Raw genomic sequence first — 18,146 nt, 5'->3', positions numbered from 1 at the left:
GGATGGCCACAGGAAGAGGGAGACCATGCCGTACCGCACCAACCGCATCGAGAACCTGCTGAGCGAAGGCGTCCGCGACAAGGCCTACCCGGGCGCAGTGTGGGCCGTCGGCGACTCCGGCGGAATCCGGGCGACGGGCACGACCGGGGTTCTTGACCCCGACGAACCTGAGGTGAGGATGCAGCCGGACACCGTTTTCGACGCCGCCAGCCTCACCAAGATCCTCGCGGTCTGGGCCTCCATCGGAGCCCTGTGGGAGGACGGTGTCCTCGACCTCGACGCCCCACTCGGCACCTTCTGGGACGAAGTCACCGGCCACCCCCTCGGGGCCGTGACCGCCCGCCATCTCCTGACCCACACGGCCGGTCTCCCCCTCCGGGCCCAGCTGAAGAACCTCTACGGCACCGACCCCGCAGGCATCCGCCGCGGGGTCCTTCACGAAGCCCTCAACCGGCCGCCCGGCGAAGCCGTCGAGTACACCGACCGGGCCGCCCTCATCCTCGGCTACCTCGCCGAGCACCTGTCCAGCCAGCCCCTCGACCAGCTCTCCGAGATGAGGACCTGGCACCCACTGGGCATGAAGGCCACCCGCTTCGGCCCGCTGCCTGCCGGCATCGCGTCCCGATGTGCGCCCACCGAACTCGACCAGGACACCGGCACGCACCTCAAGGGCACCGCCCACGACTTCTCCGCCCGACTCCTCGGCGGCGTGTGCGGCATCGCCGGCACCTTCACCGTCCTCGACGACCTGGCCGTCTTCCTGCGCTACATGCTCGACCACACCACCGCTCCCACCGAGGCCGGCTTCGGCGCCGAGTGGAGCGCCCACGCCCTCACCGTGCAGACCGGCCGCCTCCAACCCGAACGTGGCCTGTTCTGGCACCCGGCCCCCGGCACCAACGACGAACAGGACGTCTGGGTCCACTACGGCTTCACCGGCACCGGCATGTGGATCTCCCCCACCCAGGACCGGTGGGCGGTGCTGCTGACCAACAAGATCTACTACACCCGCGACCGGCAGCTGCTGACCGACATCCGTAACACCTTCCGCCAGGAGGCATTCGCCTGACCTCTTCGCGCGGACCAGAGCAAAGCACCGACACTGACCGCACGAGCGCCTCGAGACGACCACCCGGCTGATCTGTGCCCACATCAAGTGCCTTTGGTGTTCCGCCCTGCGTACTGCTCATCTCGCCTCAGAGTGAAGGGCCCTACTGCGGGTCGTGAGGTCAGCGCGACGCAGCTTCGTCAAGCGTCTGCGGGATCCGCGGTCCTGTGGCGACTGCTGCTTGGCGGAGTCCAGGGCGGCCACGACCGCGGGTGCGGGTGCGTGCGGGGAGGTTGCTGGGGCGGTCTGGCTGGGTGGCGCTCGCTGTGAGCAGGTTGTGGATTGTGTGGGCGAATTTGTCTCCTGGCAGCGGGAGTTCGCTGTCGGGTTCGCGGAGGTAGCCGATGGCGACGGCGGTGGGCATGTAGGCCATGAGTTCGGCGAGGACGGCGGATCGGGGCCGGGGGGTGGGCCTGCCCAGGCGCCGCAGGAGTCGCAGGAGGGTGGCGGCGGAGGTCTCTTCCTCGTGGAGGAGCGCGACGGTTTTGTTGTCGCGGTGGACTGTGGTGCGGACGGTCTTCGCTGCGGGAATGTCGTCGTCGGTCTGCTTGTGCCACCAGCGGGCGGCGTGGGTCTCTCCGAGGGCGAGGTGGTGGAGGTAGAGGCAGTAGGCGGCCGCGGCGTGCCCGGCGCCGGCGGCGTACTGCCACCAGAACCGGGCGCCGTCGTCGGTGTCGGTGAGCTGGAGGACGCAGGCGAGGACCATGGCGCTGCGGGGCTCGGGGATCTGGTCGGTGAGGAAGTCGGCGACGGCTTCGGCGGGGGTGTGGGTGACGAGGGCCTCGCACAAGGCGCGCAGGTCCTCGGCGGCCGATGCGGTGTTCGGGTCGGTGGGGTGGCGGGGGGTGACGGGCCTGGGGGTTTTCGGGTCCGGGCCGCGGGCGGGGACGGTGTCGCGTGGCACGGCTCGTTCGAAGACGAGGAGCGTTCGGGCGAGGAGGTTGTCGAGGTCGGTCTTGTTCATGAGGTGGTTCCCCCGGTGTGGGCCGGCGGCTCGACGGTGTCGGCGAGGAACCGGTCGGCGTGGCGTTCGCTGGACCGTACGAGGGCCAGCGGGATGCCGAGGAGGTCGGAGACCTTCTCGGTGGTGAAGCCGCACAGGCGCCTAAGCACCATGACGTCGAGCTGGGTGAGGGGCAGCTTGCTGATGGCGGCGAACATCTCCAGGCTCTCGGTCAGTTGAGCTGCCTGGTGGTCGAGGGAGTCCTGGGAGTGGAGGGCTGCGGTGTCGAAGGCTGCGTCGGCGAGGATGGGCCGCTGGTCGCGGTGGTCGGCTTTGGCCTTGACGGTGGCGCTGAGGATGTTCCAGGCGTAGCGGCGGATGTCGGGGCTGGCCAGGGCGTCGTCGAAGGAGAGCCACAGGATGGCGAAGGTTTCCTCGACGGCGGCGTCGAGGGCGGTGTCGGTCAGGAAGACGCCGGCGTAGCGGCGGTAGCCGTCTTCGACCATGGAGCGCAGGGCGCCGTGTTCGATGGGCGGTCCGGGCTGGGTGGTGACGGCGAGGCCGCCTGCGGTGGAGCGGTCGACCCAGTCGCGGCTTTTGCCGGCGTCCATGGCTGCCTGTTTCCAGAGCCGGTACAGGGGCCAGGTGGGGATGTTCAGCTCCTCGGCGAGGCGGTGGATGACTTCCCATCGGGGGTAGTGGCCGATTCCGCGCAGCAGCTCGGAGAGCTTGGACTTGGCGAGCACCCGTGCGCTGAGGTCGGCGAGGGTGCGGCCGCTGAGGAGGTAGTGCTCGCGGGTCGGGGTGAGCCAGGCGCGGTGCGAGCTGCCGACGGTGGAGGCGATGGGGCCGAGCTTGCGGCCGGGGCGGAGCGGGGCCGGCTCGGAAGCCGGCCCCGTCGCGTTGTACGAGGGGGTCACGGGGCGCTGTCCTCCTCGTCGGCCACCGCCGTGACCGTGCTGGGGACGGCCGCGGACTTGTTGCGGAAGCCGGCCAGGACGTGGGTGACGGTGAGGCCGAGGGCCGGGGCCAGCGTGGCGATGATGGCGGCGTGCCCCATCGCCGCCATCGCCACGCTCCAGCCGAGGACGCCCAGCGACAGCACCATGGCCGCCGCTATCAGCTTGCTGTTCATCGTGATTCCTTGCGTGTCGTCGTGCTTGCATCCGGAAGGCCACGTCGAGGTGGCTCCTTCAACTAGCGGGTGCCGAGCCGCTGCTGAAGGAGCATCAGCATGTACCGGCGGGCGTCACTAACGCCACGTGATCATGGAATTACGGAACATTGCGATGCGCGGAAGGTGCGTCATGCGGTCGGGGATGACCGTTCCCGTGCACGTCGCGCACGCCGACGCCGCTTCGCGGGTGAAGTTCCCGGTTTTCCTTGCAATCCCACCTGCGAGACCCCCAAATTGGAGTCAGGACACCTTGGTGTCGTCCTTCCATCCGGAAGGGGCCGGCTCCCGTGCCGAGAACTACCAGGGAGCACGCGCCACTCGCTCCCGCCCGGCCTGAGGTAGAGGCCGGGCGGGACGAAACACCCCCTGCTACAGGGAGACATGACCGTAGCGCAGCACTCTGACAACAGCCCCTACACCACCGGCCGTTGCTTCCGTGCGCTGTGCGCTACCGGCGCAGGTGTCATCGACGGCCCCCGCCAAGTCTGCCCCTGGGCAGACTGACAGAGGGCGCATCATCCGGCATTGCCGCTCTGTCGTTGGCGGCCTTGTCAGCTTCCGGGAATGGAGGCCTGCCTTGACGCCGGAGCTGGACCCTTATCGCTGCGGCGAATCGAACGCAGCGCCGCTGTAGGAACAGTCCGCTCTCACAGTTCTTTGGAAGATCTCTGGTTTGGCCATCGATCGCAAGGCGCGACAGCGCATCGACGCCTTCGATCTTGAGGGCGCGTGTCCGCGGAGAGGGTGATCACGGCTCGGTCGAGGCCGTCAGCCGGGTCGGAACTCCTGGCGGGCTGGCGGGCTTCGCGCTGCCGTGCGGGGGTCATCCACTCGAGGAGGTCAAGGCTCGGCATGACAATCAGAGCTTAGGAACCGCGGGCTCAGCATCGCATCGCTCCATCCTGATCAAGCTGTCACGGAAGCTGGCCACAACAAAGTCATCGCCTATGCCAGCATGCCCCCGACAACCTCGCTCCGCCCTCCCCGCGGGCTGCCCTCTCCTGACATGAACGGCGCCCACCGTCAGGGTAGAGCGGAATGATTCGGCCGATCCTGCATTCCGGCTGCCGGCAGAAGCCCGCGCCGGGTGAATGTCAGCGGCGCAAGTCCGCGTAGAGCCTGGCGGTCACGCCTGGCTCGCCGGGAATGCGGCGTGCCTTCGGGGTGCCTGAGGTTGTCCAGTGCCGGTTGAGTTGTTCGGCGGCAGCCTGCAGTGTGTCCTCATCGGCGGCGGTGATGTCCACGACGAGGAGGCCGGGCTCGGTCAGGTGGATGGGATCGATGGCTTCCATGCATGCCTGAACGTTCTGTGAAGGTAGGGGGTTCTGGGAGGGCGGTCTGATCACCAGGACGAGGGGTGCGGCCTGCGGCTTTGACCTTGTGGTGCGCCCCTATGGAGGCGGATACGGGCAGGACACGCCGGTGCCCCCCAGAACCTGGGCAGAGTGTCGTGCAGGAGCTCGCAGGTGGGCGGGCTGGCACGTGGAGTCGGGCCCGGGGCGTGCTTCTTGTACGCGTGGTCGCCTTGTGGCGGTCGGTGCCTGCCCCGGTACGCCAGTCCGTCTGTCCTCATGCCCTCTCCCTGCCTGCTTCCATTCGCGGGCGGTGCCTTCCCGCGGCTAGGACGGCAGACCGGGCGTGGGGTGATGCGGTTCTTGCTCAGGCCGTCACGGCTTGGCATTGTTCGGCGGTTCGTTCTGAATGATCCACATGGCGGGGCGGTAAAGCGTTTCTCCGGTGAACTACCGTCCCCCACACGGCTGACAGGAAGCGCGGTTGCGGCATGTCAGGGACTTGGTCGCCGATACACCTGCGGTCGTGATCAAGAACCTGGTGCGCGGTGCGACCGCGCTCTGTCTCGTCCTGTCCCCTCTCGCCCTCCCCGCCGCGGCCACCGCTGCCCCCACGGCGACGGCCGCGGCGCAGGTGCTGAACCTCGCCGACGCCGTCGACCTGGTCCCGGTCGCGGACGAGTCCCGCACCGGCTACACCCGGGACAAGTTCAAGCACTGGAACACCGGCCTCGACCCGGCCGACGGGTGCAACACCCGCGCGGAGGTCCTGCAGGCCGAGGCCGTCGAGTCACCGGCCGTGGCCGCCGGCTGCAAGCTGTCCGGCGGCCGGTGGCTGTCGTACTACGACGGCCAGGAGGTCAACGACCCCGCCAAGCTCGACATCGACCACATGGTCCCCCTCGCCGAGGCCTGGGACTCCGGCGCCAGCACCTGGGACGCCAAGCGCCGCGAGGCATACGCGAACGACCAGGACGCCGCCGTCTCGCTGGTCGCCGTCACCGCCCGCACCAACCGCCAGAAGGCCGACCAGGACCCGGCGACCTGGATGCCGCCGCACCCGGACGCCCAGTGCCGCTACATCGGCGAGTGGACCGCCACCAAGCTCCGCTGGGGCCTCACCGCGGACCAGACCGAGACCGACGCACTGAAGGTGTACGCCGAGGCATGCGAGACCACCGTCGTCCACTACACCCCCGCCCCGTAGCTTGCATCGGTGTGCAGGGTCTGTCCCGGCGGCACTGCGCACCGACCAGGTGGTACCTGCTCCTGCCCGGTAGGGGCAGGCCCTGGAAGATCTTGCAGGCGCGCCAGGATGGTCAGGCAGGGGCGCTCGATCTGCAGGTCGTTAGCGACTGCATTACTCCAACGGTCGTCGCCACGGTGAGAGGCTGGGCAAGTGCCGTGTGGATTCGGGGGAGGGAAGGACGTGCGGCCTGGCCCGTGTGGTCGAGGCAGGCGAGAACATTGCAGGCGGTGGAGTCGTTGTCTTGTCAGGCGTTCAAGAGCGCCGCCACCACGGTGCCGGCATCGCTGCCTTATCTACGTTCCATAGAGCTGATGCGGTATGGACGAGAGTCCACGCGTTCCCCACGTTCAATACGGCTGCGTCGTTCGATTCGTATCTTGCGTTCTCCTCGACCCCCGGCCGCCGGGTTCGGCATCAGGGTCGCGGCTGTCCACCGCCCAGGCGCTGGCCTCCCCCGCCCGGCCCCTCGCCGAGGCGATGCAAACGATCCGGGCAGGGGCGTTCGTCACCCTCGACGGCGTCCTGCCGCCGATCGACTGCGTCGCCGCCGACACCCCTATTGCTTCGGGAAGCACAAGCGCCCCGGCATGAACGTGAAGGACCTCACCAATCCGGTCGGACGGCCGCGCTGGCCTCCCGGCCCTGCCCGGCTCGGCTCACGACCTGACCGCCGCATGACACCACGGCATCACCGAAGCCCTCGCATGCTGAACGGACAAGGCTCATCAAGGCGCGAGCAGACCGTACGCGACCATTGCGCGGCCGACTCCTCGGGCGGTGGAAGCGCCGCCACAACACTACCCACGCCAAGATCCTCTACCTCGGCGAGCAGGCCATGGCCGCTCTCAAAGGCTGGCACCTCCTGCGGAAATCCGCTGCAGCACCAACCGAACCACCGGTACGGTGCAGGTCGCCCCCCCCCCCCCCCCCCCCCCCCCCCCCCCCCCCCCCCCCCCCCGCTGACGCCGTCCCGCCCTCGTTGGACCCCAGCACGGGGAAAGGCTCAGCGCCTGCAACAAGCAACAGTTGCATGACAACCGCTGCCAACAAGCCTCCTAACCTTCCGAGTTCAGAAGAGGAGGATCCTCTTCAAGCAACTGGATAATGATGCGAAACAGCACCATTGGAACTCAGGAAGCGACCCAACACCTCGGATTTCGAGGCCCGTTGCCCAGCCTCACGCGATTGAGGCAACACAACTCCCTTAACCACTCGGCACCCTACGGATCTACAGCGTTCCACCCTCACCGCACCAGCTCACATCCCCACGGAAAAAGAAAGACTCCTCCGCGACGACAGGCAAGAAAGATATCAATCCGTGACAGTCGATTAGGGGGTGGTATGTCCATATTGTGGAGAAGTCGTGATGATCTAATGATCAGGTCGTTGGGCGGTGCACGTATGTGAGCAATTCAATACACCCGTCCTCGGCACCCGATTGGCGCGTACCTGGGAGGGGAATGCTGCGATTTCGCGTCAATCTGCTGACCCGAGTGTGGACTATTCACGACCAAGGGGCCCCAAGGTCTCTGGATATTTCACTTGCAGGGGAGACGGGGGTGCAGCCGAGCGCTATATGCGCCGCAGCATGTCGTATCTGACGGCTTTCTGAATTAACCCTCCCGCGCAACCAAAAGGAGGGGAATTGTGAACATCAAAAAAGTGGTAGTTACCGCTCTTGCGCTCGTCGGCCTTAGCATGACGAGCGTGGCACCCGCCCAGGCGTCTACTGGGCAAGAAAACCAGTACAGCTACGAGGCCTGCAAGACTCAGGCGGAGTCTCCCTACAAGTTCGCACTCTACTACAACTCGGGATACGCGGGCGCATGGCGTAATATCGCGTACAGCGTCTACGACTTTGCACACGAGCCCATTGGTGGACAAAGTCAGGGAGATCTCCGCCAGCCGCTGGAATACTGCCCTTGGGGCGCCGGCGCGAACCAGGAAATCAAGAACAACGCAGCTTCCGCGAAGAACAAGCACTCCACCTATTACGCAGTTGTGTACTACAACAGCGGATACAAGGGAAACGCGGACTGGATCGGCTGGCAGAATAGCTGGAGCAAGCTGATCAATACCTACAACGAGAATGCTTCGTTTGCCTGGCGGTCTGCTTAGCAGCCCTCCGCCCGAGCGCCACCTCTGACGATCCATAGATTCATCTGATCGCATCGGTGGATCGTCGGGTGAATATTCCAGCCCCGGGAGCATTAAAGGTCTGGAGGGGTTGGCGATACAAGGGATCCCATTCACGCTACAGAGATGTTGCGGGATGCCACTTCGCCAACCCCTCTAACTATTTCTCACTCGCCGCGAATGGTTTGAAATTAAGAGTTACCAGTCTCGAGTAAGAGTGGAACTCTCGTACAAGAAAGAAAATAGGAGCGAGCGTTGAACACCTCGAGCGGACGGATCATTGCGGTAGCACTCTCAGCGGTTCCTCTTGTCGGATTGGTGGGCTGTACAAGCCCAGATAGTTCAATCACCGCCAGCCCCATCAGCCGTCCGACGGGGCAATCGGTCCCGTTCGATGAAGAGGACCCTGCAACCTGGACGCTCCCCATCCAGGGCTATCTCCCTTCTGATACTGCTCGCGCCCAGATTTCCCAGGCGAAGAAGCAGATAATTGGGGACTGCATGAAGTCCTTCGGGTTCTCCTGGACGCCTGCACCTGACCTTCCAAAAATCGGAGGAAAGACCTTTGTCGACTGGCGGTACGGGATCCACGACATGGCCTTGTCCAAGGAACGGGGGTACAAGCCGGATGCCGCTCAGCAGGATGCCTACGATGCCGCAATGAAAGCGGGAGCACTTGACGGCCTGACTGGTGGAGCTGACTCCCAGACGCTGGAGGGCGGGGGCGCCAAGGAAGTGAACGGAAAAAAGGTCCCAAACGGTGGATGCATTGGTCAGGCAAATCGCATGATTGATGCTGAGGCCGCTCAGACCAGTACTGCACAGCAGATCAGCGCGGAAACCTTCACCAGATCCAAGGCAGACGCTCGAGTTGTTAAGGCATTTGCTGCTTGGTCCTCTTGCATGAAGAAGAAGGGCTACAACTACAAGGAGCCGCTTGATGCCAGTGATGACCCTCGATTCTCCTCGCGGGAAGTGACCTCGGAGGAAATCTCCACGGCGGTCTCGGACATTGAATGCAGGAACTCTACGAGCGTCGCCAAGGTTTGGTTTGATGCTGAGACTGAGCTGCAGAAGCGCCTCATTGAGGAGCAGGCCGAACAGCTGAACCAGGAATCAGACGCTCTGGATGCGGCGGTGAAGAAGGCCGCTGACGTTCTGGCGGGAACACGGTGACACGCCACGCCGCTAACCGTCGCCGGCCTGGATTCCCTGCTGTTTCTTCAGCCGAACCTGCGATTGTGCCCCAGGGACTCGCGCGCAGGCGTCGTGGACTGTTCTTTGTTGTTGCGAGCTGCCTCATTTGTACGGGCGCAGGCGCTGGCGCTGCGATGGTGCTCAAGTCGCCAGCCCAGGTCGCTATAGAAACAGCACCACCTCGTCCCAATATTTTGACGGCGCCAGTAGTCCGTAAGGTTCTTGCGCAATCCGTCGTCACGCGGGGGAAGGTGACGCCTTCGCAGAGCTTCGATATCACTAGCAGCGGTGCGCCTAAGGAGGCTGGTCGCTCCGTAGTAACCGATGTGATGGTAAAAGCTGGACAGAAAATCAGCTACGGCCATGCGATGGTTGAGGTATCGGGGCGGCCCATCTTCCTGATGAAGGGGCCCATCCCTGCCTATCGTGACCTTATGCCCGGGGCGAAAGGGCGAGACGTAAAGCAGCTCCAGGATGCGCTCGCCGGCCTGGGTTACTCATTGGGCAGAGACGTCTCCGGGACATTTGGCAAGGGGACCGAAGGAGCCACCAAGCGATTTTATCGGTCGATGGGCTACGCGCCGGCTACTGCTGAGGTCGCTGTGCAGCCACCTACTCCTAGTGCGTCAGTCCCAAAGACCGACGGTAAGGCAGAGGTACTGGGAAGTGAAACTGTTTCGGTTTTCCCATTGGCGGAAATTTCGTTTGTCGATGCTCCGTCGGTTCGGGTGGGGGACGTAAAGGCGACAGTAGGTAGCGAACCGAATGGTGTCCTACTCTCGGTCACAACAGGTTCACTCACGATTGACGCTAGCGTCGCTGCCTACGAGAAGGGCCTCATTCGTCCGGGACAGGATGTTGAAATTCTTTCTGAAGCTTCAGGAAAGCAAGCTAAGGGGAAGGTTTCCTCTGTCGCTCAGGCGCCTACGAAGCCTCAATCCGGCGAATCTGGCCAGGCTGGGGAGACCTACGCCGTGCATGTGAAACCGTCCGCAGCGCTTCCCTCAGAATTCAATGGTGCTGATGTTCGCCTGACGATCGTCGCGGCCTCATCGCGGGATGAGGTACTGGCAGTTCCCTCTTCGGCAATATCGGCTGGCGCTGACGGGCAGATGTTCGTGACCGTGCGACGGGCCCAGCTCGAGCACCGTGTCGCCGTTCGGGTTGGAATGACTGGTGATGGGTTCGTTCAGATTTCCCCGGTGAGCGACCTTGATGTCATTTCTCAAGGCGACCAGGTGGTCATTGGCGTTCAACCCTCCGATTCTTCTGGAAAATTGTGATAGCGGGACCTAAGCATGGCCGTCCCGTGATCGAATTCTCGGCAGTAAGCCGGACCTACCCGGGGCCGCCTGCTGTCGAGGCTCTCCATCCGTGCGATTTCAGAATCGATGAGGGCGACTTTGTCACGATAGTTGGGCCCTCAGGTTCCGGAAAGTCGACGCTACTAAATATTATCGGCCTCCTGGATTCGCCCAGCTGCGGAACCTATCTACTGGAGAAAATCGATACGGGTGTCATAAGTGAGGCTCGACGTGCGGCCCTACGTAGTGAACGGATCGGCTTCGTATTCCAGTCCTTCCACCTGCTGCCGCACCGAAGTGCGACAGAGAATGTGGAGCTGGCCATGCTCTATCAGCGCGTTCCCCGCCGTGAGCGAAGGAAACGCGCAGAGGCTGTACTGCGCAGAGTTGGCCTGGAACATCGACTTCGTTCCCTGCCGACACAGCTATCCGGTGGTGAGTGCCAGCGTGTTGCGATCGCTCGGGCGCTAGTGGGAAATCCGTCCCTGCTGTTGTGTGATGAGCCGACAGGAAACTTGGATTCCAAAACGACAGAATCCGTGTTGGAACTCCTGAAGGGGCTGAACAAGGAGGGTATGACCGTTGTGGTCATCACACACGATTCTTACGTTGCTGCGCAAGGACAGCGGACTATCACCATTCGGGACGGTTTTTTGACCGAGCAGGTAGGGCATCGGGGGATCAAGTGAAGAGCTCGAGTTCTGGACGGCGTTCCAGTAGAGCATCGGCAGGCCGTTCGCGGCTCTCGCTAAGAGACCTTCTCTCTGAGGCGGTGGCGGGGATACTTCAGCGGCCGGCACGGTCGGTCTTGACTGCTCTGGGGACAGTTCTCGGCGTTGGTGCATTCATCGCTGTGCTCGGGCTGACGGGTACCGCAGCGTCACAGATTGATACCCGTTTCAATAAGCTGACAGCAACGGAAGTCAGCGTAGAGGATACGGGTGGGCAAGATTCCGCACGGGTTCCGCTGGCATTCCCTGAAGACGCCGAGAAGCGAGTCAGTCGTCTCAATGGTGTAGAAGCTGCCGGCGTCTACTGGAGAGTTCGGCTGGGGCCCAACGAGCCGGTCCGGGGCGCTCCGATTGGAGTGGCTAATGGTGCAGATTCTCAAACTCAGGTAATCGCCGCGTCGTCTGGGGTTCTTGATGCGGCACACTCACGCTTCGCGGAAGGTCTTCCTTACGGTGAGTTCCACGATCGATACCGGCAGCAAGTAGCTGTCCTTGGGCAGGCAACGGCAGCGCGGTTGGGAATTACCACCTTGCGTACGATGCCTGCCATTTTTATCGGCGACACACCGTTTACTGTGATCGGGATCGTTAAGGATGTGGATCGCAAACCGGATATCTTGATGTCTGTAGTAATTCCCCGCAGTACAGCAGAAGCCATTTGGGGGCCTCCTTCAGACACTCGCGCCCAGATGCTGATATCAACTCATCTCGGTGCGGCATCGCAGGTTGCCGAACAGGCGGCCATAGCCCTTCGCCCTGAGCATCCTGAGTACTTCAATGCTGTACCTCCGCCGGACCCCAGGTCGCTGCGTACAGCGGTAGGAAATGACCTCGGGCAGTTGTTCTTGGTCCTTGCCGGAGTCTGTCTGGTCATCGGTGCAGTCGGCATCGCAAATACAACACTGGTTGCTGTTATGGAGCGCACGGCTGAGATCGGACTGCGAAGAGCACTCGGGGCTCGTGGGGTTCACATTTTGCTTCAATTTCTGGCTGAGTCTGCGGCATTGGGTCTCGTGGGCGGACTTGCTGGTACCTCCATCGGCAGTGTGGCAGTCGTCTCTGTAGCTGTGGCTAAACAGTGGACGCCCGTTCTTTCCCCCGCCACTCTCATGTCGGCTCCTGTGCTGGGTCTGTTGACTGGAGTCCTCGCTGGCCTTTACCCAGCCTGGCGAGCTTCCCGTATTCCTCCTGTCGAGGCACTTCGGCGCTGAGTGCAACCCGTAGAGCTGCACTCTCTTTAACGGCATCTGCCCGCGAGGTACCTAATTCGGCTTGCTTTCCTCGAGACGAGCAGCCATCTTCAAGGCTTCCCGCGCATCAAGCGTGCTTGAAAAATGAGCGGGGATTCGTGACTAATCCGTCACGGCTGAACTTCCCGAAGGGAAAATGTTGAAGTTCAATAGACGAAGTCGAATAGGGGTCGCAGCTGCAGCTGTCGGCTCGCTGTTCGCTGGAATGCTTCAGGCAACAGCCTGGGCTGGGGAAGTCCCAGCTCCACTGCCCACCTTGCAGAAGGTCGGCAAACCCAAGCCTCATGACATTCCTGCTGGTGATCGATCCCGTGTGCTGGGAAAGAACTGGAAGGGCTCGAAGGACGTAGCCTGGACCACCAGCGGCGATGCGCAGGGCTTCCACCTTCTCACTGCACGCGAGAGTGGCGGCTACGCATGGACCACAACCGCCTCCTTGTCCGAACCAGGGTTCGACACTGATGCTTGGATCGGCAATGCATGCGTGACCGGATCCGGGAAGCATGCTGTGGTCGTGTATGCCCCTCGAACGTTTACCAATGAGCCGAAGCTAATGGCTCGTGGCGCGTTTGCGGCGGTCGTGGAGCTTGAGAGCGGAAAGGTAAACAAACTTCCTATCCAGGTCTCTCTTTCCTACTACAATCCGGGCTGTGGCGTAGGAGAAAAAGCTGTTCTCACCCAGTCCGGCGGTGAGGACAAAGCTGCCACCAGGCTGTTCAAGCTCGATGCCCCGACGGGTCAGCTTTCGACAGCCATCCAGGTCCAGGGCCAGGTAACCTCTTCGATACCCACCACGGATGGTTCCGTCGTTGGAGCCTCCGGTGCCCAGATCGTCAAGATCAACGATCAGGGTGTCAAGACAGTTCTGACCAACACGGACTCGTCGCCTTACAGCCTGACACCTGACGCCGATGGCGGGGTGGTATTTCTTGATCAGCCGGTCGCTTCGTCCCGGTCAGGCCTGTCGGCTCAGCCCCGCAAGACTCGGGCGAAGCGCATCGCGGCTGGTCAGATAGCGCACCCGAAGGGAACCGCGGCCCGTCCCGCGATCCTCGCCGAAGGACCACTGACTGAAAGCGGGCTCACGAGCAATGCGGGGACGGTCTATCTGACTGGTGACTCTCGCCCCGTTGCCGCCGGGAAGTTGCCCCGGACCGTGCGCCGGCTTGCTCAGGCCCCTCAGAATGCAAGGGTCACCACGGGTGCCCGTGCTGTCCTGACTGAAACCGCCTGGTCTGATGGGCAGGGTGCCCTGATCCGATACGACGGCGGCGACCAGGACCGCCCCGTTGACGTCACGATGAGTGTGCTTGGTAGTGGCCAGAAGGCGGCCTTCACCATCGATCCCGATGCGCGTACCAGCCCGCACATCGCAGAGGGTGCCGAGCGGACGCCGGCGCTTAAGGGCAGCAAGGCTACAGAGGGAGAGACCTCTGCCCGCAGCAGCCTCGCTGCGGTGGGATCCGAGGCGTCCTCCATCGGCGACCGCAACGAGATTGTGGAGTCGGAGCGCACCTGTTCTGTGCCGCGTAATGATCCGCGCAATCAGGCAATGCAGCCCAAGCCTCGCCAGGTCGAGTGGGCAGTGAACCAAGCGATCCGCGGCGTGCTCAACAACCACATCAGCCGACCTGCCAACTGGAAGAACCTTGGGATGCCGGCCTACCAGCCGCAAACCCTCTTTCCGGTCCCCGAGCTGGAGGGAGGTGGCACGATTCCAGCCCAGGTGATGCTCGGCATCACGGCGCAGGAGTCGAACATGTGGCAGGCATCTCGTGTGGCTGTTCCTGGTGTCACCGCGAACCCTCTGATCGGTAACTACTACGGGATCGACCTCTACGACGGCGACTCCGCCAACGACTGGGACATCAACTGGGCCGAGGCGGACTGCGGTTACGGAATCACCCAGGTCACCGATCACATGCGTATGGCTGGCCGCGAGGGCGGCAAGGGCGGTAACGCCTGGGATTACCAGATCCAGCGCGCAGTCGCCTTGGACTACACCGCTAACGTGGCGGCGGGTCTTCAGATCCTCGCTGACAAGTGGAACACCACCCGCCGCGCCGGGTTGAAGGTGAACAACGGCAACCCCGCCAAGCTGGAGAATTGGACGTTCGCGCTCTGGGCCTACAACTCTGGCTTCTACGAGAACACGGGGTCTGGAGAGCCTTGGGGCGTTGGATGGGCCAACAACCCGGCCAATCCTGAGTGGTATGCCGGTCGTGCACCGTTCATGGAGGACGGCTTCGGCAACGAAGACGCGGCTGACGCAGCCCATCCCCAAGACTGGCCGTACCAGGAGAAGGTTCTCGGGTTCGCAGCCCACCCGCCGGCTTTCCTGGAGTCCCCCGGCACGATGGTTCCGGCATTTCGAGCTGCCTGGTGGAACGGAACTGCTGGTGACGCCACCGTATCGGGCTCGGCCAAGCAGAACCGGGCCAAGGTCAAGCCGCCCGAGGCTCTGTTCTGCACGACGGCAAACAGTTGCGATCCTTCCAAGATCAGTAACAGCGCCAGCAACTCGGGTATGACCGGGCCCTGCACGCGCACGGACTTCAAGTGCTGGTGGAGCCAGCCTGTGCAGTGGAAGGCGGACTGCGACTACTCCTGTGGCAATGACTTCACTCGGTTCCCCGTCACCTGGGCCGAGGAGCCGGATGGAACCGCCTATCCGCCCAACTGCAGCACAGCAGGGCTTCCCGCCGGCGCGCTGATTGTCGACGATGTTCCTCAGGGCACCCCGGTTGTGCGGGCGGGTTGTGACAACAGTTCGTGGATCAACAAGGGAACCTTCACCCTCGATTTCGGAGACGGCGAAACGGGGTGCGAGGTTTGCTACCTGAGATGGCCGGCCAAGGTCGATCTGCACCAGCTCGGCGCTGGGTTCGGAGGGCACTTCTACTTCGGGCACACCCGCAAGGATGATGCCAAGGGGCAGCGTCTGAAGATCACGGCCAACTGGAAGCTGAATCAGACGCTGAGTAGCGCGGCAGAAGTATTCGTGCACCTGCCTGATCATGGGGCGCAGACCCAAGACGCCTATTACGAGGTCAAGACGGCTCATGGATGGGTGAAGACGCCTCCGGTCAACCAACTCCATCAAGGAGAGAAGGGAAAGAACCGGTGGGTCTCGATTGGTGCATACCAGTTCAAGGGTGCGGCCCCTGAAGTCCGGCTGGACACTCTCTCTGCTAGTGGCACAGGCGACGCCGATGTTGCATTCGATGCAGTGGCCTTCGTCCCTGGCGATTACTCGGGAACGCCCGACATCTCTTTCCCAGACCCCGATCTCACGGCACCTGACGTGGACCTTGAAGATCAGCCGATGGTGAGCGTTCCGACCCCGCCCATGAACTTTGCGTGGCCGACCGGTGTGTTGTCGAGCCAGCCGGCAACTCGGATGGCCTCCCCGCTGCAGGTAACCCGTGACGCTGCATGGGACTCATGCCCGGTGGGCGCCACGACCTACGATCGTTACACGGCCTGCCTGAAGAGCTCCACGCCTCTTACGTTCGTCATCCTCAAGGATGGCATGCGGATGGAGGCTAAGTTCAACGTCGATCAGCAGATCCAGCTCTATAAGAACGAATCGAGTATCGACGAGCGGATCACCATTACCCCCGTAAAGGTCGATCCGGCTCTCAAGACCATTCGCCTGGAATGGCGAACGGACTGCGCTGGCCCGTGTAACAGTGGTGCCGTAACCTGGCTGGGAACCCCTACTTGGGCTCCGGGAGACACTCACTCGGTGACAGCAGGTCGAGGCCACTGGTGGACTGGTACAAGCGGCGTCGGCACTGTATCGCTCACCTCCATCCTCACTGGAATATCCCCTGAGGGGGGAGCGACCACCACATGGTCGGACAGCAGCCTTGATATCCGCTGCGATGTAATCATGGGTAAAGAAGAGGTGCCGGAAACGAAGCCAGGGTGCGTGTTCTCAAGCTACAAGCCCACGCTGCCCATCGATACCAAAAAATATCCTGCAGCTGCCGCTTTCTACTGGCTCATGATGGAAAAGCTTGAGACTCATCCCGGAAAGTCCCCTGGTCACCCGCTGTCACGGCAGGCTGACGAGGCGACTGCAAAGGCCAACCGCGCCAAGATGTGTCCGGACTCGTGGGTCGGTGAGCCCAACGGTACTGCAGACAAGCCTTCTTGCGACGAGTACCCGTTCGCGAAGTCTCGGCAGAGTGGCGGACAGAGCGTCACAGGTGACGAGTGCGCACAGTTCTATTCCGTGAAGGAAAACGGACGCTGGAAGCTCAAGTATGACGAGAACAGTCCTCTTCCTTCCTGGAAGGAAGTCTGCGGGCGTGCCGCCATCCCCCTGACTCAGAACACTGGCGCAGGTGGACAATTGGGGCGCTTCACCACGGCAATGCGACTGCATGACGAGGATGAATACTTCGTCAGCACGCCCGGATTCGAAAACTGCAATCAGACCATCTGCCAGCTTCCGTAGATGTATTTGACTGGTGGGGGCGCAAGCGCCCCCACCAGTCAAACCAAATGGCCCAGTTTCAGTCGATGCGTCCGGAGAGCAGATCGCCTCGGACGGCCTCGTCAATCGGAATACGGAGATGGAAGAGGGACTCGGCCATCTCAAGCATGGCCGCTACGGGGTCTCGATCCGATGATTCGTCGACAGCTATGCCGGATTGCCTCATGGCCTGCAGGAATCGGTCGGGGTCATCACCGTAGCGGCCCCGGGGCGTCCCTGGATCGAAACTGCAAATCAAATCACCATTTGTGCAGTAGGCGAACCACGGGATAGTCGAAGTGCTGATGAGCGCAACGACTTCGGTTCCCTCGGAAACACGCTGCATCAGTTCCCCCTCCTCTGTGAGGATGTGTGCGTCCCAACTCTGCAGGGCGTACCCCCAGCCATCACAGAAGCCTGCACGGATGACACGGACATCCTCGTCCATGTCAATTTCCTCAGCGTCCTCACGTGAAAGTGGCTCGAGACTGTCCTCGGTACAGCCCATTCGAATCAGAAGATCTGAAGGTTCCACCTCGCGGGCGAATGTTACTGAAAAGCCGTGAGGGAAATGTCTGGGAAGCCAGCTGATGCCATCGTTGGGGGTGGGCATGGTTCTCCTAGGTGAAGGGGTTGGGAGTATTTTACGGGGTACCATGAATGAGTGCCCGAGTGGCCAGTGGAGGGTGGCCACCGTTTACAGCTTCCGCCTCACCAGCGGGTGCTCGTCAGCCTGGTCTGCTTCCGCCGTACGGCACGCTCAAGCACGGCCCTGCACGTGGAGACGAACGGCAAGGCCGTCGGACAAGACCAACTACGCGAAATTGCGGTGCTAATGAAGCGCACCGTACTCCGGGCTCTCGCCGGGACCCTCGTAATCGCCGCGTCGGCGACCACCGCCGCCGTCGTCTTCCAGGACGACGACGTCACCGTCTCGGCCGTCTGCATGTCGATCATGGACACTGATCGGGACAAGGCCGGCATCGCCGACCACATCGCCATCGTGACTGCCGGGAAACAGTCCCGGCCTGCATAGGGCGGCGACGGCGAACAGCGGGTCACCGTGCAGGTCAAGGTCGAGGGAAGTCCTCAACGGCTCCCTGCCCATCGACCAGGCCGTCGACGACACCGCACCGCCCGCACGTCGAGCAGCAGCCGCTCGTCCCCCCGGCAACCGGTACATCCTCGGCATTCCCAACGCACACAGCAAGGGCGGCTCACTGGCCGCGGGCCGCTGGGCGTTCTTCGCCACCAGCGCCGACGGCACACAGCTCGC

At 62.9% G+C, this 18,146-nt stretch carries 14 protein-coding genes; 9 read left to right on the top strand and 5 right to left on the bottom strand.

The genetic code is table 11. From position 1 onward, the window contains the following. Positions 1-25 precede the first annotated feature (25 nt). Positions 26-1,069: a serine hydrolase domain-containing protein gene (locus HHL19_RS19020; RefSeq protein WP_169091087.1), complete on the top strand. Its 1,044-nt coding sequence runs from the start codon at positions 26-28 to the stop codon at positions 1,067-1,069. 160 nt (positions 1,070-1,229) lie between these two features. Here HHL19_RS19020 and HHL19_RS19015 read toward each other — a convergent pair whose 3' ends face one another. From HHL19_RS19015 to HHL19_RS19000, 4 genes are all read right to left on the bottom strand, one after another. Next, complete coding sequence (locus HHL19_RS19015) at positions 1,230-2,072, bottom strand: hypothetical protein (RefSeq protein WP_169091085.1); 843 nt, start codon at positions 2,070-2,072, stop codon at positions 1,230-1,232. Further along, the gene (locus HHL19_RS19010; protein WP_169091083.1) at positions 2,069-2,971 is read right to left on the bottom strand and encodes a sigma-70 family RNA polymerase sigma factor; all 903 of its coding nucleotides are present in this window, start codon (positions 2,969-2,971) and stop codon (positions 2,069-2,071) included. The genes HHL19_RS19015 and HHL19_RS19010 overlap by 4 nt, the downstream gene beginning before the upstream one ends. Then, the gene (locus tag HHL19_RS19005; protein WP_240981673.1) at positions 2,968-3,186 is read right to left on the bottom strand and encodes a hypothetical protein; all 219 of its coding nucleotides are present in this window, start codon (positions 3,184-3,186) and stop codon (positions 2,968-2,970) included. The genes HHL19_RS19010 and HHL19_RS19005 overlap by 4 nt, the downstream gene beginning before the upstream one ends. 1,136 nt (positions 3,187-4,322) lie before the next feature. Beyond that, positions 4,323-4,520: a DUF6207 family protein gene (locus HHL19_RS19000; protein ID WP_169091081.1), complete on the bottom strand. Its 198-nt coding sequence runs from the start codon at positions 4,518-4,520 to the stop codon at positions 4,323-4,325. A 526-nt stretch (positions 4,521-5,046) separates the two neighbouring features. Between HHL19_RS19000 and HHL19_RS18995 the strand changes: the two genes are divergently transcribed. The 7 genes from HHL19_RS18995 to HHL19_RS18965 all read left to right on the top strand — a co-directional run bounded on the left by HHL19_RS18995 (position 5,047) and on the right by HHL19_RS18965 (position 16,852). Then, positions 5,047-5,727 carry an HNH endonuclease family protein gene (locus HHL19_RS18995; protein WP_169091079.1) on the top strand — a complete coding sequence of 227 codons (681 nt, stop codon included), beginning with the start codon at positions 5,047-5,049 and terminating at the stop codon, positions 5,725-5,727. Between the two features lie 1,689 nt (positions 5,728-7,416). Continuing rightward, entirely contained in the window at positions 7,417-7,887 is a 471-nt protein-coding gene (locus tag HHL19_RS18990; protein WP_169091077.1) for a hypothetical protein, read from the top strand. A gap of 273 nt (positions 7,888-8,160) precedes the next feature. Continuing rightward, positions 8,161-9,081 (top strand): hypothetical protein, encoded by a 921-nt coding sequence (locus HHL19_RS18985; protein WP_240981672.1) that lies wholly within the window; start codon positions 8,161-8,163, stop codon positions 9,079-9,081. Positions 9,082-9,236: 155 nt separating this feature from the next. Beyond that, complete coding sequence (locus tag HHL19_RS18980; protein ID WP_240981671.1) at positions 9,237-10,385, top strand: peptidoglycan-binding protein; 1,149 nt, start codon at positions 9,237-9,239, stop codon at positions 10,383-10,385. Further along, complete coding sequence (locus tag HHL19_RS18975; protein ID WP_169091208.1) at positions 10,385-11,095, top strand: ABC transporter ATP-binding protein; 711 nt, start codon at positions 10,385-10,387, stop codon at positions 11,093-11,095. Before HHL19_RS18980 ends, HHL19_RS18975 begins: the two co-directional genes overlap by 1 nt. A gap of 83 nt (positions 11,096-11,178) precedes the next feature. Beyond that, on the top strand, positions 11,179-12,348 hold the full coding sequence (locus HHL19_RS18970; RefSeq protein ID WP_346768552.1) for an ABC transporter permease: 1,170 nt from the start codon (positions 11,179-11,181) through the stop codon (positions 12,346-12,348). Between the two features lie 295 nt (positions 12,349-12,643). Continuing rightward, positions 12,644-16,852, top strand: coding sequence for a hypothetical protein (locus tag HHL19_RS18965; RefSeq protein WP_169091072.1), 4,209 nt, complete (start codon positions 12,644-12,646; stop codon positions 16,850-16,852). A gap of 58 nt (positions 16,853-16,910) precedes the next feature. Here HHL19_RS18965 and HHL19_RS18960 read toward each other — a convergent pair whose 3' ends face one another. Beyond that, on the bottom strand, positions 16,911-17,483 hold the full coding sequence (locus HHL19_RS18960) for a DUF6461 domain-containing protein (RefSeq protein ID WP_169091070.1): 573 nt from the start codon (positions 17,481-17,483) through the stop codon (positions 16,911-16,913). 222 nt (positions 17,484-17,705) lie between these two features. On the opposite strand from HHL19_RS18960, the gene HHL19_RS18955 reads away from it, so the two are divergent. After that, positions 17,706-17,906: a hypothetical protein gene (locus tag HHL19_RS18955; RefSeq protein ID WP_169091068.1), complete on the top strand. Its 201-nt coding sequence runs from the start codon at positions 17,706-17,708 to the stop codon at positions 17,904-17,906. Positions 17,907-18,146: the final 240 nt, after the last annotated feature.

This window comes from Streptomyces sp. R302 (genome assembly GCF_012927245.1).
GTDB lineage: Bacteria > Actinomycetota > Actinomycetes > Streptomycetales > Streptomycetaceae > Streptomyces.
This window is presented reverse-complemented; position numbering and strand designations above follow the sequence as displayed.

Coding starts and splice junctions, on each gene's coding strand:
- HHL19_RS19020 (WP_169091087.1), top strand. CDS start 26: ATGCCGTACCGCACCAACCGCATCGAGAACCTGCTGAGCGAAGGCGTC.
- HHL19_RS18960 (WP_169091070.1), bottom strand. CDS start 17,483: ATGCCCACCCCCAACGATGGCATCAGCTGGCTTCCCAGACATTTCCCT.
- HHL19_RS19000 (WP_169091081.1), bottom strand. CDS start 4,520: ATGGAAGCCATCGATCCCATCCACCTGACCGAGCCCGGCCTCCTCGTC.
- HHL19_RS19005 (WP_240981673.1), bottom strand. CDS start 3,186: ATGAACAGCAAGCTGATAGCGGCGGCCATGGTGCTGTCGCTGGGCGTC.
- HHL19_RS18955 (WP_169091068.1), top strand. CDS start 17,706: ATGAAGCGCACCGTACTCCGGGCTCTCGCCGGGACCCTCGTAATCGCC.
- HHL19_RS18980 (WP_240981671.1), top strand. CDS start 9,237: ATGGTGCTCAAGTCGCCAGCCCAGGTCGCTATAGAAACAGCACCACCT.
- HHL19_RS19015 (WP_169091085.1), bottom strand. CDS start 2,072: ATGAACAAGACCGACCTCGACAACCTCCTCGCCCGAACGCTCCTCGTC.